The following is a 13647-nucleotide window of genomic DNA, read 5'->3' as shown; positions in this document are numbered from 1 at the left end:
ACGAAATTTGTTATATTTGAAACAAATAAGATGTAAAAAGTTATATTATTAAATGCTTTAAACCTATTTAAATGAAATTCGGAATCATAAAAGAAAGAAAAAACCCACCAGATCGACGTGTAGTTTTTGCTCCAGATGAGTTGGCAAAACTGAAACAGCAATATCATGAAGCTATTGTAGAAGTAGAGAGTTCAGATATTAGGATTTTTTCGGATCTTCAATATAAAAGCATGGGAATTACAGTAACTGATGATGTTTCGGACTGTGATGTTCTGTTTGGAGTGAAAGAAGTTCCAGTTGAAAACTTGATTCCAAACAAAACGTATTTCTTTTTTTCGCACACGATAAAAAAACAACCGCACAATAGAAAATTGCTGCAGGCCATTTTAGAAAAAAACATTGTTTTATACGATCATGAAACCATCGTAAACGAATTAGATCATCGTTTAATTGGTTTTGGAAAATATGCCGGAATGGTTGGTGTTTATAACGGAATTCGCGCTTTCGGACTTAAATTCGAATTATTTAAACTTCCAAAAGCAGAAACGCTTTCAGGAAAAGAAGATTTGATTAAGCATTTAAAACGCATAACAATGCCAGCTTTAAAATTTGTGGTTACTGGAACCGGAAAAGTTGGAAGCGGTGCTAAAGAAATTCTGGATGCCATTAAAGTGAAAGAAATTACAATTGATAATTATTTGACCAAAAAATATGCACAGGCCGTTTACGTGCAATTAGACGTTTTGGAATATAATAAACGTATCGACGGTCAGGTTCTGGATTTTAAAGATTTCGTAAATCATCCAGAAGAATATGTTTCCGATTTTGAAAAATTCACGAAAGTTTCGGATATCTATTTCGCAGGACATTTTCACGCCAGTGCAGCGCCAATGATTTTGACAAGAGAAATGCTGAACGCAAGCGATTGCAGATTAAAAGTTGTTGCGGATATTTCGTGTGATGTGAATGGTCCAATCGCGTGCACAATTCGTTCGTCGACTATTGTTGATCCTATTTATGGTTATTTTCCATTAGAAGATAGGGAAGTAGATGTGTTTCATCCAGCAGCTGTTGCAGTTATGGCAGTGGATAATTTGCCATGCGAAATCCCAAAAGATGCCAGCGAAGGTTTTGGACAGCAATTTATGGAACATGTAATTCCGGCTTTCTTCAATGGGGATAAAGACGGAATTTTAAAACGTGCCAAAATCACCGAAAACGGAAAATTGACAGAAAGATTCCGCTATTTGCAGGATTATGTTGACGGAAAATGAGTTATGAATTATGAGTTATGAGTTTTGCTCATTGATAAATATAACAAGGTAAAAACATTATGTTTTTACCTTTTTGCTTTAAGAGAATTATGAGTTAGTAAGTTAACTCATAATTCATAATTCATAATTCATAACTCATAATTTTAAATTAAACCATTTCCTCCGGTTTTACCCAATCGTCAAAGTCTTCTGGAGTTACGTAACCTAAACGAACAGCTTCCTCTTTTAAAGTTGTTCCATTTTTGTGAGCGGTTTGAGCGATTTCTGCAGCTTTATAATAGCCAATTTTTGTATTTAAAGCCGTTACGAGCATAAGGGAATTGTCTACTAATTCTTTGATACGTTTATGATTTGGTTCAATTCCTTGTGCGCAATGTTCGTCAAATGAAACGCAAGCGTCTCCAAGTAAACGTGCAGATTGAAGGAAGTTTGCGGCCATTACCGGTTTAAAAACATTTAATTCATAATGTCCCTGCATACCGCCAACGGCGATTGCCATGTCATTTCCTATTACCTGAGCGCAAACCATTGTCAGCGCTTCACATTGCGTAGGGTTTACTTTTCCGGGCATGATTGAAGATCCAGGCTCGTTTTCTGGAATATGGATTTCACCAATTCCTGATCTTGGTCCTGATGCCAGCATTCTCACATCATTTGCAATTTTATTTAAGGAAACAGCTAATTGTTTTAGCGCTCCGTGCGTTTCGACAATAGCATCGTGCGCGGCCAAAGCTTCAAATTTATTTTCGGCTGTTATGAATGGGTGATTGGTGAATTTGGCAATATATTCGGCTACTTTTACGTCGTAGCCTTTTGGTGTATTTAATCCGGTTCCCACTGCGGTTCCTCCTAAAGCGATTTCAGATAAATGAGCTAAAGTATTTTTCAACGCTTTTAATCCGAATGCCAATTGAGCGGCATAACCCGAAATTTCTTGCCCGAGTGTTAAAGGCGTTGCATCCATTAAATGTGTGCGGCCAATTTTAACTACATCTTTAAATTCGGTTGCTTTTTTTACTAGAGTGGCATGGAGTTTTTCAACACCTGGAATGGTGGTTTCGACAACCATTTTATAAGCTGCAATATGCATTCCGGTTGGAAATGTATCGTTTGACGACTGCGATTTATTTACGTCGTCGTTTGCTTTTATAAATTGCTCGCCTTCGCCAATTTCAAAACCTTTTAAAACCTGTGCGCGGTTTGCAATTACTTCATTCACGTTCATGTTGCTTTGCGTTCCTGAACCTGTCTGCCAGATTACGAGCGGAAACTGATCGTCTAATTTTCCTTCTAGAATTTCGTCGCAGACTGCCGCAATTGCATCTCTTTTTTCGATTGGCAAAACACCTAAATCGTAATTAGCAAAAGCGGCGGCTTTTTTTAGATAAGCAAATCCTTCGATGATTTCTTTTGGCATTGAAGCTGCATTTCCTATTTTAAAATTGTTTCGGGAACGTTCTGTTTGAGCACCCCAATATTTGTCGGCTGGGACTTGCACTTCGCCCATGGTGTCTTTTTCTATTCTGTATTTCATTATGTTGTTTGTAAAAAGTTATTTGTAAAATGTGAGTTATAATCTGTTGAGGTAAATGGAACGCTGATGACGCTGATTTACTTCGTAAAAACGCTGATTAAAACGGATTTTATTTAAATACTTGAAATTTCTTTTGAAAATGAGTGCCCTAGCCCTGATGGAAGCGGCATCCTTTTGTGGCGGGGTTCGCCGCAAAAGATATAGCGGACAGCAGGTAACAGCTCCTGAAAACACTCATATTCTTCTTATTTAGATAGTTAAATAATAATTGAGAAAAATGCTTATTTAAAATGAGTATAAATATACGTATAAATGTTATTTCGTGAAAATTGATTTAGATTTTATTGGCAAGGACGAATATATAACCTACATTTGTCGTAACATTCAAAAATTCCGGAAAACATGTTTGAATTTTCACAGTACTTAGGCTTTTTACTTTTCTTAACCATACTAACTATAGGGTTTTGGTTAATGTTTTTCTTAGTTGGTTTCGTATCTTATTGGGTTACGGGAGCAAGCTGGGAAATGTTCAAAGAAAAGAGAGCTAAAAAAAGACAAGAAGAACAATCAGTTAAATATTAATTGATTTCATAAAAAAGGACCCGTTATTACGAGTCCTTTTTTTTTGCTAAGTTTCAAATTTTTAAAAATAAAAAAATCCAAATTCCAATTATTACAATTGGAATTTGGATTTTTTAATATTGGAATTTATCTAGTGTTATCCAGGGAATTCTCCACCGCCGTCACCTTCATTTCTTGGCTGTGCATTTTTATCTCTTTCGCCTTTTGGCTTGTTGAAACGGTAAGTAAACGATAAATTGAATTGACGTTTACGGAATTGCATTTCACCATATGATGTTTGGCTCTCTTTTGTTACATCATTTTGAAGGTACGTGTACGATCTCATGATTCTTGAGTTGAAAATATCACTAATGTTGAAAGCAATTGTAGCTTTGTCTTTTAGTACATCTTTGCTGAATGCGGTATTCATACCAAACTGGCCTAAGTTTTTACCTTGTGCTGTTTTTTGTTCGCCATTATAAGTAGCGTTCAATTGCCAGTCGATTTTGTACGGAAGTGTAAGTTTAGAGTTGATTCTTGCAAACCATGTGTTAGCTTGATTGTCAAGATTTTGTACTACAGTGTTTCCGTTTACATCAACATAGGTGTTTTCTCCAGTTGTTTTTACGTTGTAAAGGTTAAAGTTACTGTTGACTCTCCATATTTTGAATGGTGTATAGTTTAAGGTAAACTCAAAACCAAATTTTTGTTCTTTACCTAAGTTAATTGGACGGCTTAAAATAACCGGAATTCCGTTTACTTCATTACCGTTTGGCGTTCTAACAAAGCTGAAAACATCTTTAGTATCTTCAAAATAAGCCGAAGTATTAAATGTTACTTTGCTCCAGCGCTTGATATAACCTACGTCATATTTATCAGTCAAAGATGGATCTAAGTCTGGATTTCCTTGAAAAATATTAACGTTACTTGAGTAGTTTACTGCTGGGTTCATAAAACGTCCTCTAGGTCTTGTTAAACGTTTACTATAACTTGCTGTAAAATTACTTTGGTCTGAAATTTCATAACTAATAAATGCACTTGGGAATAAGTTGTTGTATTTTTTAGTATTGAAATCACTGTTGTCTAATAAGTTTACTTGAATATTTGTATCCTCCCAACGCAAACCAAATAAATAAGAAAATTTGTTTATTTTGAAACCGTATTGCGTATACAAGGCATTGATATTTTCTTTGTATTCTAATGTGTTTGATAAATTAGGATCTTTTATACCTGTGTTATCTGTAACAAAATATTCATTGTTTAAGTCGCTAAAACTTCCTTTATATCCTGCTTCAAACTGACTTCCTTTTCCTAATGGCAATACGTAGTCAGCTTGTAATTGTACTTGCTTTTGTACTTGATCATTTAAAGTATTATTGAAATTTGGAGAAGCAGTAATAACACTGTTGTTGTCGTCTGTATTTCTCGAAATAGATAAATCGGCAGTAAGCTTATGACCTTTATCGTTGAAATTTTTGATCAAGTTTGAAGTGTATTCAACATTTTCACTTGATGAATCGCCATTATTTAAACGGAAAGAAGTCCCGGTAAAATTATGTGCTGCATCAAAATTATTGTAATTGATTAAATCTGTTGTATTACCTGAATTGTTTTGGTAATTGATTGCGTTTGTCCAGAATGTTGTTGGAGTAATTGACCATTCAATACCCGCTCTTCCGTTAAATCCGTCAGATTCTCTTTTTGTATCACGATCTTCGTCAAGGAAACCTTTTGGAGTACCGTCAGCGTTTAGGTAAGATGTATTCGTTAAACCGCCTCCTTCATTTGTTCTGTGGTTGTAGCCTAAAGTCGTGAAATAGTTTAATTTTTCTGTTTTATAATTTAAATTTCCAGTTAAACCATATGTTTCAGGAATACCTGTTGAAGCAATAAAAGTTCCGTTGAAACCTTGATTTTTACCTTTTTTAAGAATGATATTGATGATTCCAGATCCACCTTCGGCATCATAACGCGCTGATGGATTTGTAATAACTTCTACTTTATCAATAGCATCTGCAGGAAGCTGACGTAAAGCTTCTGCAACATTAATTGCCTGAGATGGTCTTCCGTCAATTAAAATTCGGATGTTATCGCTTCCTCTTAAACTCACATTTCCTTCAGTATCAACAGAAACTGATGGTACGTTGTCAAGAACATCACTTACAGTTCCTCCTTTTACCATCATATCCTGACCAACATTGTAGACTTTTTTGTCCAGTTTAATTTCGACAGATGATTTTTCAGCGCGAACAACAACTTCGCTTAATTGAGCAGCATCTTCAGATAAATTTACAACGCCTAAATTAGTATCGCCAGAAATGTTTTTTCCTTTGATTTCAGTAGATTTAAACGAAATAAATTCAATTTTTATATCATAAGTTCCAGGTGCTACAGCTACTTCAAATTCTCCTTTAGGATTGGTGATGCCGCCGGCAACAACTTTAGTGTCGTTTGGAGCCATAAGTGATATTGTAGCATATTCAAGTGGCTGTTTGCTAACTTTTTCTAAAACTTTTCCAGTAACTTTTACCTTGTTTTTACCAGGAGGCGCCTGTTGTGCGTAGTTGTAAAAACTTGTAAAAAAAAGAACAAGCAGTACAGCAAATTTAATTTTCTTCATTTTAATTTTTGGTTTCATTTACTCTTTAGACGCTAAATTTACCTTTAGGTTTAAAGAGCGAAATCACAAAAAAATGTTAATTCATCATTTTTTAATCATTGAAGAAAATCGGCAACTAAATCGAGATCTCTTCCAATAATGGCTTTTCCATCTTTAATAACGATTGGGCGTTCTATTAAAATTGGATTTTCAGCAATTGCCTGAATGATTTCCTCATCACTCAATTCTTTCCCTTTGTAATTTTCGATCCAGATCGTTTCTTTAATTCGGACTAATTGAAGTGGTTTTAAATTCAGTTTTATAAGAAGCTCTTTTAATTCGGTAAAACTTGGAATATCAGTTAGATAAGGAATAATTTCATACTCCTCTTTTGATTGATTGATAAAAGCCAGACAATTTCTTGATTTTCCGCAGCGCGGATTATGATAAATTTGTATCATTTTGTTATATTTAATATGTTGTAAGAAGATGACGCAAAAAATAGGTATTTTCGCAGGACCAAAAATACTATTTAGTTAGTAAACAGAATTCTCATTTTAAAATTATATGTAATGTTTTTAGAACAAGGAATTAAACCTCATAATAAATTTTTTCTGTATCTGATTGGTTCAGTAATTATTATAATCGCTTCGTTTATTGGCCAGATTCCGCTATCTATTGCGGTTCTTTATTCGAGCTTCAAAAATAAAACAGAAATACCAACAGATAATGATGGAGTCTTAAAAGTTTTTGAACCAAATCTGACTTTGTTCCTTGTAATGATTTCTTTTGTCTTTGCATTTGTCGGAGTTTATTTGGTTGTGAAATATCTTCATCATCAAACGCTTTTATCTATTACCACATCAAGAAGAAAAGTAGATTGGAACCGAATTTTATTTTCGTTTGTAATCTGGGCCGTTTTTTCAGGTTTGAGTTTTTGGGCTGTTTATTTAAAAGATCCAGAAAATTTTATTTGGAATTTTAAATTGGTTCCTTTCTTGATTCTAGTTGTAGTTGGGTCTATGCTTATTCCTATACAAACCAGCACCGAAGAATATGTTTTTAGAGGTTATTTAATGCAAGGTTTTGCGAATTTAGCTAATAACAGATGGTTTCCTTTGTTGATGACTTCGCTTATTTTTGGATCTATGCATGTTTTTAATCCTGAAGTGGCCAAAATGGGCTACATTGTTATGGTTTATTATATTGGTACAGGATTATTTTTAGGCATTATTACGCTTATGGATGAAGGAATAGAATTGGCACTTGGTTTTCATGCTGCCAATAATTTGACCGGAGCTTTGCTGGTTACTTCAGACTGGTCTGTTTTTCAGACACATTCGATCTTTAAAGATATGTCTGAGCCTTCGGCTGGTCTTGATGTAATATTACCAGTGGTTATTGTTTATCCTGTTTTGCTTTTTATTTTCAGCAAAAAATACAAATGGACAAATTGGAAAGAAAAACTGACGGGTGAAATAGATATCGAATTATACGTATCAAAATATAAATCTTCAAATTAAGGATCATGCTACAACTAACACATAAAAACGTACATAATTATTTTAAAATCAACGGATATCATTTAAATGCGAAAGATTTATGCCGTGTTGGGTATAGTTTTATAAAAGAAGGTGACGCGTATGAACGTGCTATAGGTGAGTTTTTTCTGGATTGGTTTGATAATAAAGATTATATCGAAATGACTACTTCTGGAACAACTGGACTTCCAAAATTAGTCAGATTAGAAAAACAAGCTATGATTCAGTCGGCTTTAGCGACGGGAGATTTTTTTGGTTTAGAGCCGGGCGACAGAGCGTTATTGTGTTTGCCAACGCAATTTATTGCAGGAAAAATGATGTTGGTTAGAAGTTTGATTTTAGGACTTGATATTGATGTGAAAGCACCAAGTACAGAACCTTTGGCTTTTAATTCAAATGAATATGATTTTGTTGCGATGGTGCCTTTACAGGTTCAAAACTCACTTGATAAGCTTAAAAATGTAAAGAAATTAATTATTGGAGGAGCAAAAATTGATTCGGCGCTTGAAGCGGAATTATTAAAGCTAAATGGAGAAATATACGAAACGTATGGAATGACCGAAACCATAACGCATATTGCGGCCAAAAAAGTAGGAGAAAGTGCGTTTACGATTTTGCCAAATGTAAAGATTGAAAAAGACGACCGTGGCTGTCTTGTAATTTATGTTTCGTCGATTTCTGAAGAACCAATTGTTACCAATGATTTGGTCGAATTGATCAATGACAACCAATTTGTTTTTTTAGGAAGAATAGACAATGTTATCAATAGTGGAGGAGTAAAGCTGATTCCTGAACAGATCGAAGCAAAATTAGTTGGAAAAATTCCAAACCGTTTTTTTGTAACAGGAGTTCCAGATTCTCTATTAGGCGAAAAATTAATTTTAGTAATTGAAGGTGAAAAACAAGATTTTGCTCCTGATTTTTTTAATGTTTTAGGGAAGTTTGAAAAACCAAAAGAAATTGTTTTTGTTCCAAAATTCAAAGAAAACGAAAACGGGAAGTTACTTAGAAAACCTAGTATAGAGTAAAGAAATCAAAAAGAGAAATTCCAAAAAAAGGAATCCCAAATTCCAGTAACTACGATTGGGATTTGGGATTTCTTTTGCGTTAAACAGTTTAGTCCCTACGGGACAAATTTATGCTATGGATTGTAATTCTACCAATATAAAATCTCTACGAGATACTCTGTTAGGAGTAAAATATCGGTAGAAAAAACATGTAATCACGATATAATATCCTGTAGGGATTATATATAAAGAGTTTAAATGAGAAATCCCAAATTCCAACTTTAGATTGGAATTTGGGATTTCTATTATTTAGTTCTAAAAATTGGAATTTAATATTATTTTTTTCTTTCCAAAAGTGCCATGTAGAATCCGTCAAAACCAGATTCAGATGCTAGCATTTTTCTATCTTGAATAAAAGTAAATTGTTTACCAATTTCTGTTTTTAGAAATTTCTCTACCTGTTCCTGATTTTCAGAAGGTAAAACAGAACAAGTTGCATAAACTAATTTTCCACCTGGTTTTACAATTTTAGAATAGCTTTCTAAAACTTCGCTCTGAACTTTACGAATGTTGTCGATAAATTCTGGTTGTAATTTCCATTTAGAATCTGGATTTCTTTTCAAAACTCCAAGTCCGCTGCATGGTGCGTCAATTAAAACACGATCTGCTTTTTCGTGTAATTTTTTGATCACTTTTGTACTGTCAATAATACGATATTCAATATTGAAAGCGCCATTTCTTTTAGCTCGCAATTTTAGTTGTTTCAATTTGCTTTCATACAAATCCATCGCAATTAATTGGCCTTTGTTATTCATTAACGAAGCCATATGCAATGTTTTTCCGCCCGCTCCGGCACACGTGTCAACAACACGCATTCCTGGCTGAACATCTAAGAAGCCAGCTACTAATTGCGAATTAGCATCTTGAACCTCAAACAAACCTTCTTTAAAAGCGTCTGTCAAGAATACGTTTGCTCTCTCTTTTAAAACTAAAGCTTCAGGCTGATCTTTTAAATATTCTGTTTCAATATTTAAATCCATCAGTTTGTTTCTCAAGTCTTCTTTAGTTCCTTTAAGTGTATTGGTTCTTAAAATAACTTTTGCCGGCTGGTTTTGAGCAGTGATTTCTTTTGACCAGATTTTTTCGCCTAGTTCTTTCACACCCAATTCGTCCATCCAGTCTGGAATAGATTCTTTTAAAGCTCTAACTTTTGAAAGCTCATCAAAACGGCCTTTTATTTTTCTTTCAGGTGTTCCTTCTAATTGTCTCCAATCTGGAATTGGATACCCTCTTAAAACAGCCCAAACCGCAAACATTCTCCATAAATTATCTCTGTCGTACGGTTCTTTTACTTCGGCAATTTCTGCGTAAAGACGTTTCCAACGAACAATTTCATATATTGTTTCAGCAACAAACTTCCTGTCAGAACTTCCCCAACGTTTGTCTTTTTTTAAGGCTCTGGCTACCACTTTATCTGCATATTCTCCTTCATTGAAAATTGCATTTAAAGAATCGATGGTAGTATAAACTAAATTTCTGTGTAATCTCATTTTAATAATTTGAGTTGCAAAGGTACTATTAATTGATTGAAAGTTAAATTTTTAATTCTGATTGTTGATTTGACTTTCATTTAAAAAGAAAAAAAACACTCTGATAAAGTTTAAAAGAGTGTTTTTTAGGATATTTTGTAAAAGTTAATTTTTTATAATTCGGGTCAGTCCGATGTTCTCTGGAGCGTGAAGCACCATTGGGAATTTCTCTATCTTAACGGAACTGCTGTCTAGACCAAAGGCTCTTTCTTCAGATAAACTCAGTTTTTTGATGAAGAAATAAGAGTTCATGATAATATTTTCATGCCATCTTAAATCATTGTCGTTTGATAGGAATTTCTCAGACAATACAAATTTAAAGTCTCCAATAATATTGTTTTTGTTCAATGATTCGTAACGGCTGGTAATATCTACTTCGCCACGTTTCACCATATCACGAATTACTTCTCTGAACATTAAATTGATTTTAGTAGGTTCTCTAAAGCCTAAGTTAAAATCGATTCTGTAAATGTCATCTCTGGCAATCTCAGTAACTTTATATTCTGTTTTATAAGGCTCCGTTAGAATGTTTACGTGTACAAACCAGTAAATGTCGGCTCTTTTTGGACGTTTTTGTAAAATCGAATAAATTACCTTTTCCTCCAGCTCATCAGTACGATTAGCATTTGTCATATAAACTAAATGCGTTGCATATTTAGGAATCGATAAATCTTTGCTCAATTCTACTAATACTTTTTTATAGTCGTCAATTTTAATGATTTTAGTATAACTTTTGTTGATTTTCTTAGCCAGATACCAAATCGTCATAATTGAAATCAATAAAATTGCAATGATCAAAGTAACATAGCCACCTTCGGCAAATTTTGTAATATTGGCAAAAAGGAAACTGAATTCAATTAATAAATAAATGGTGATCAGCGGTACCATAAAATACAGTTTGACACGCTTCATAATCAAATAATAATTCAGCAAAATTGTAGTCATGATCATACATAAAATAATGGCAAGACCATAAGCATGCTCCATATTTCCTGATTTTTCGAAATGCAGTACGATTCCGACACATCCAAAAAACAATAACCAGTTAATTGACGGAATATATAATTGTCCTTTTACTTCGGTAGGATATTTGATTTTTACTTTTGGCCAGAAATTCAGACGCATAGCTTCATTAATCAATGTAAATGAACCACTAATTAAGGCTTGCGATGCGATTACAGCGGCTAAAGTTGCTACGACAATTCCGAATGGAAGAAACCAGTGCGGCATGATTAAGTAAAATGGATTTCCATTTTCTCCGCCTAATTGTTGTAAAGTGCTTCCTTCATGGTGAATTAAATAGGCAGCTTGACCAAAGTAGTTTAATACTAAAGTTGCTTTTACAAAAATCCAGCTTATACGAATGTTTTTACGTCCGCAGTGTCCCATGTCAGAATACAATGCTTCAGCTCCTGTTGTACAAAGAAATACAAAACCAAGAACAAAAAATCCGTCAGGATGGATCGATAATAAATGGTAAGCATAATAAGGATTTACCGCTTTGATAACTTCAGGATAATGAAAAATCTGGATAGCTCCTAAAGTTCCAAGCATTGCAAACCATATCAGCATCATTGGTGCAAAAAACTTTCCAACCAATTTTGTTCCAAATTGCTGGATAGTAAATAAGATAAAAAGAATAGCAATTACAATAGAAATAATGGTTTGAGTTTCCATTGTAGGATAGAATGCCCTAATACCTTCAACTGCAGATGAAATAGAGATGGGCGGGGTGATGATTCCGTCAGCCAAAAGCGCACTACCTCCAATAATGGCGGGCACAATGAGCCATTGAATTTTTGTTTTTTTTACTAAAGCGTAAAGAGCAAAAATTCCACCTTCACCGTGATTGTCAGCACTTAAAGTAATAAGTACATATTTTATTGTCGTTTGAAGAGTCAAAGTCCAAAAAACACATGAAATACCTCCTAAAACAATATCCGAATTTATAGCATACTCACCAAGAATGGCTTTCATTACATACAAGGGAGAAGTACCAATATCCCCATAAATAATTCCTAATGTGATCAATAGACCCCCTATAGACAACTTACTGTGTAAGTTTTTATGCGCTGCGCTCATGTTTGTTTTTATAAAAGACGGTTGCAAATTTACTGTTTTAAAACAAATTAGAGACAATTATAATTAAAAAGATAAAAAAAAGCACAATCCCCAAATTGTGCTTTTAATTTTAATCAAAAATTGAAATTTACTAATTAACCTCTTCTTCCGCCTCCTCTAGAATTAGAACCACTTTCTCTTTGTGGCTGACTGCTTCTTGACTCCTGGCTTACACGTGGAGATTCAGAACGTTGCGCACTTTGAGGTCTTGCGGTGTTGGACCTGTTTTCACTATTTCCTCTGTTTTCAGAATAGCTTCTTGATGGCTGTGCTTGTTGTGAAGGAGCAGTTCTTTCATTGCTTGATCTATTCATTGCGTTTCCTCTGCTTTCAGAATTACTTCTTGAAGGAGTATTGTTTTGTGATGATGGTCTATCAGCGTAATTTCTGTTTGTAGCGTTTTCTCTTGGAACAGAAACTGCTGGGTTATTTCTGCTGTAATCCGGTCTTGACGGAGTAGGTGTGGCAGCTGTATTTTCTCTATTGTTTCCTGATGGACGACTTGTGTTACTATTATAATTTCTGTCAGAAGTTCTGTTTACTGTATTGTTTCTGTCTGAAACTCTATTTTCTCCATATTGAGGTCTTCCAGCACTTGATCTTACCGGATTATTGTTGTTTTGAGATACATTGTAATTTCTGCTTGTCCCTCTTCTTTGGTCCAAATCATATCTGTTGCTTAAATTGTTGTGTCTATCTGCAAAACTATTATTAGGTCTCATTCTTTCGTAGCCGTATGTGCGTCTAGTTTCGTATATAGCAGGAGCTCTGTAGCTTCTTCTGTAGTTAACATAATTATAGCTGTTATGTACATTGATGCATACATTTATATTGTTTCTATATCTGTAAACAGGATAAGGACTCCATGCAGTATAATATGTTGGATAATAACCCCAGTACCAAGTTGAGTAATAAGGTCTGTAGTTGGTAACCCAAAATGAACTGTAGATTACAGGAACAACATTATAAACTGGTTCGTAAATATAGTTTGCTCCATATAAATAAGTATTTCCTACAACCTGTACGCTCACTTTATTGTAATTATCTCTTTCTACATCAATTGTTGCAATATCTTGATAAACATCGCGATCTAAAACAGCCTGAATAATTACAACGTGTGTTCTGCTTTCTACAGATTCAATTACACGTAAGTAATCAACTTGGTCATCTCCATTTAAATCAAGATTTGATATTTGATATTTTGGATCATTTAATCTTCTTTCAAAATCCTGAAGATTGGCTGATTCTCCAAACATTGAAGCAACAGCTCTTAAGTCCAAGTTATCACTTATATCAGAGTTTTTTGCATAAACAGTAGTTTGGCTTTGTGCAGTACAAGAGCTTAGTCCTATAGTGATTAATGCTAGTATAAGTAGTTTCGCTTTCATGGCAAATAGTATTAAAAATTAATTAATGTGGAA

General features: G+C 34.1%; 10 protein-coding genes. 4 read left to right on the top strand and 6 right to left on the bottom strand.

The genetic code is table 11. The features are described from left to right. Window positions 1-71: 71 nt before the first annotated feature. A complete protein-coding gene (locus EV145_RS06910; RefSeq protein WP_133524489.1) occupies window positions 72-1274 on the top strand; it encodes an NAD(P)-dependent oxidoreductase in 1203 nt (400 codons plus the stop codon). Window positions 1275-1422: 148 nt separating this feature from the next. On the opposite strand, the gene fumC is transcribed toward EV145_RS06910, so the two are convergent. Next, entirely contained in the window at window positions 1423-2808 is a 1386-nt protein-coding gene (gene fumC / locus EV145_RS06905) for a class II fumarate hydratase (RefSeq protein ID WP_133524488.1), read from the bottom strand. Window positions 2809-3210: 402 nt separating this feature from the next. Here fumC and EV145_RS06900 point away from each other — a divergent pair, with 402 nt between their 5' ends. Then, a complete protein-coding gene (locus tag EV145_RS06900; RefSeq protein WP_056202312.1) occupies window positions 3211-3390 on the top strand; it encodes a hypothetical protein in 180 nt (59 codons plus the stop codon). Window positions 3391-3526: 136 nt separating this feature from the next. On the opposite strand, the gene EV145_RS06895 is transcribed toward EV145_RS06900, so the two are convergent. Then, window positions 3527-5989, bottom strand: a complete 2463-nt coding sequence (locus tag EV145_RS06895; RefSeq protein ID WP_133524487.1) for an outer membrane beta-barrel family protein — start codon at window positions 5987-5989, stop codon at window positions 3527-3529. 95 nt (window positions 5990-6084) lie between these two features. Then, entirely contained in the window at window positions 6085-6429 is a 345-nt protein-coding gene (locus EV145_RS06890; protein ID WP_133524486.1) for an arsenate reductase family protein, read from the bottom strand. A gap of 111 nt (window positions 6430-6540) precedes the next feature. Between EV145_RS06890 and EV145_RS06885 the strand changes: the two genes are divergently transcribed. Together EV145_RS06885 and EV145_RS06880 are read left to right on the top strand one after the other, a co-directional pair. After that, window positions 6541-7491: a CPBP family intramembrane glutamic endopeptidase gene (locus tag EV145_RS06885; RefSeq protein ID WP_133524485.1), complete on the top strand. Its 951-nt coding sequence runs from the start codon at window positions 6541-6543 to the stop codon at window positions 7489-7491. A gap of 5 nt (window positions 7492-7496) precedes the next feature. Beyond that, window positions 7497-8537 carry an AMP-binding protein gene (locus EV145_RS06880; RefSeq protein WP_133524484.1) on the top strand — a complete coding sequence of 347 codons (1041 nt, stop codon included), beginning with the start codon at window positions 7497-7499 and terminating at the stop codon, window positions 8535-8537. A 314-nt stretch (window positions 8538-8851) separates the two neighbouring features. Here EV145_RS06880 and EV145_RS06875 read toward each other — a convergent pair whose 3' ends face one another. The 3 genes from EV145_RS06875 to EV145_RS06865 all read right to left on the bottom strand — a co-directional run bounded on the left by EV145_RS06875 (window position 8852) and on the right by EV145_RS06865 (window position 13614). Next, on the bottom strand, window positions 8852-10066 hold the full coding sequence (locus EV145_RS06875) for an RsmB/NOP family class I SAM-dependent RNA methyltransferase (RefSeq protein ID WP_133524483.1): 1215 nt from the start codon (window positions 10064-10066) through the stop codon (window positions 8852-8854). A gap of 144 nt (window positions 10067-10210) precedes the next feature. Then, on the bottom strand, window positions 10211-12187 hold the full coding sequence (locus tag EV145_RS06870; RefSeq protein ID WP_133524482.1) for a KUP/HAK/KT family potassium transporter: 1977 nt from the start codon (window positions 12185-12187) through the stop codon (window positions 10211-10213). A gap of 134 nt (window positions 12188-12321) precedes the next feature. Beyond that, window positions 12322-13614, bottom strand: coding sequence for a hypothetical protein (locus tag EV145_RS06865; protein WP_133524481.1), 1293 nt, complete (start codon window positions 13612-13614; stop codon window positions 12322-12324). Window positions 13615-13647 lie beyond the last annotated feature (33 nt).

The organism is Flavobacterium sp. 245, assembly GCF_004362055.1.
In the GTDB taxonomy this organism is placed as follows: Bacteria; Bacteroidota; Bacteroidia; order Flavobacteriales; family Flavobacteriaceae; genus Flavobacterium.
The sequence above is the reverse complement of the archived record's forward strand: the minus strand, read 5'-3'. Positions and strand labels throughout refer to the sequence as shown.